General features: G+C 40.8%; 2 protein-coding genes and 1 pseudogene. 1 reads left to right on the forward strand and 2 read right to left on the reverse strand.

Translation table 11 applies throughout. The features are described from left to right. A pseudogene (locus F6K20_RS36795) lies at positions 1-415 on the forward strand (hypothetical protein); the annotation flags it as partial. A gap of 257 nt (positions 416-672) precedes the next feature. On the opposite strand, the gene F6K20_RS36800 reads toward F6K20_RS36795, so the two are convergent. Both F6K20_RS36800 and F6K20_RS36805 read right to left on the reverse strand, forming a co-directional pair. Next, on the reverse strand, positions 673-1,083 hold the full coding sequence (locus tag F6K20_RS36800) for an RNA-guided endonuclease InsQ/TnpB family protein (protein WP_287298161.1): 411 nt from the start codon (positions 1,081-1,083) through the stop codon (positions 673-675). Beyond that, positions 1,049-1,823: RNA-guided endonuclease InsQ/TnpB family protein (locus tag F6K20_RS36805; RefSeq protein ID WP_287298162.1), on the reverse strand; the 775-nt coding region annotated here is incomplete at its 5' end. The genes F6K20_RS36805 and F6K20_RS36800, both read right to left, overlap by 35 nt.

The raw sequence follows: 1,823 nt of genomic DNA on the forward strand, positions 1-1,823 counted from the left end.
TGGATACTTTTCCGATAGTCAGGAAGATATTGCTATCGAAGAAACCCCAAGCAGTACTGAAGATGACTTTGATTTAGGAGACTTTTCCGATAGTGAGTCGGAAAGTGAGGAAGATATTGGTTTTGAACAAACCCCAACTAGTCAAGAAGATGATTTTGATTTAGGAGACTTTTCCGATAGTGTTGACGAAGATATAGAGTTCGTAGAATCACCGACAGCAGCGGAAGAAGATTTGCTGGATTTGTCAGCAGTATCAACAGACAGTAGTAATGATTTTGATCTCGGTGAAATGTCTGATGATAGTGATGAAGATATGTTTCAACTGGACGATATTTCCTTTGATGAGGAATCAGAAAACGGTGATGATAATTCCCTAATGGATGATGTCTGGCAAGAAATGAATGAGCTTAAATAAGCTGAACTAATAGTCTATTGGTAAATGTTGACATGGGAGCATCGTAGTGAACAGGCCGATTTCAAAGCTTTTAACAACCTTGAGCGTTTAGAATTTATAGGATTCTAGGCTATCCATGACCTACAAAATTCAAAATTTGACACTCCCCGGCCTAAAAGGACGGGGATTCTTTGCTCAACGACCCGTCTTGCTCAACCAGACCGGAGTCAGGAAGAGTAGAGGACAGATCTCCCAAAGCGTATCGGCTTTCGCCGACGCTACGCGAACAGATCATGGATCCGAGTTCCGGTGTGCCCCACCGTACTGAAGGCTCTCTTAAGAATGTTGATGGCTGCATTGTGGTCTCTGTCTAATTGACAACCACATTTGCAGGTATGAGTTCGAGTTGACAAATATTTTTTGACAACTTCACCACACTGGGAACAATTCTGGCTGGTTAAAGCCGGATTAACTGCAACAGTTATCCGACCAAACTTAGTACCAAAATGTTCCAACCATTTTCTGAATTGATACCAACCTGCATCATTAATAGACTTGGCGAGACAGTGATTTTTAACCAAATTCCTAACTCTTAGATCTTCGTAGGCGACAAGGTCGTTAGACCTGATTACGCAACGTGCCGGAGACGAAACCTTAGAAGAGTGCAGCCTTACAACAAAACCTGCCACCTTTGATGCATAGCCTACCAACTATAAAGGCTGCACTCTTCTTGCGGTAACTTCTAACCAGTCTTTTGGCATGTTCTTCACGTTGTCTACTTATTCTAAGATGCTGCCTACCTAGTCTATCAATGGCTTTCTTTCGGTTAGCAGAGCCTTTATTTTTACGAGAAACTCGGCGTTGATAAAATTTCAACCGTTTCTCGCCCTTACGATAAAATCTTGGATTTGGTTCTGTGTTTCCCTTTGAATCAGTGTAGAATTCTTTTAAACCCACATCAAGTCCCACATTGGTATGGGACAGATCTAGAGATTCTTTAATCTCAACTTTTACACAAAATTGAACATAATAGCCATCTGCGCGACGAACCAATCTAACTCGTTTAATCAAATTTTGGTCGTAACGCCATAACTCCCAGGTTCCCTTAAGCTTTAGTTTCCCGATACCTTTTTTGTCTAAGAATTTTATATACTTGGTATCAGCTGAAAGTTTCCAGCCTGATGTTTTATACTCAACTGACCGAGAAAACTTTTTAAACTTGGGATAACCCTTTTTGCCAGGGACTTGTTTTTTACACTTATCGTAAAACCTAGAAATTGAACTATAAGCTCTTTCCACCGAAGCTTGACAGGCATGAGAGTTTAAGTCTGTGACAAAAGGATATTCAGATCTCAGCCACGTGTTATAGCGATACAGGTCTTTTTGTCCTATCCCTTTATTGTCCATCCAGTAACGGATGCACTTATTA

The organism is Moorena sp. SIO2C4 (assembly GCF_010672485.1).
Taxonomy (GTDB): Bacteria; Cyanobacteriota; Cyanobacteriia; order Cyanobacteriales; family Coleofasciculaceae; genus Moorena; species Moorena producens.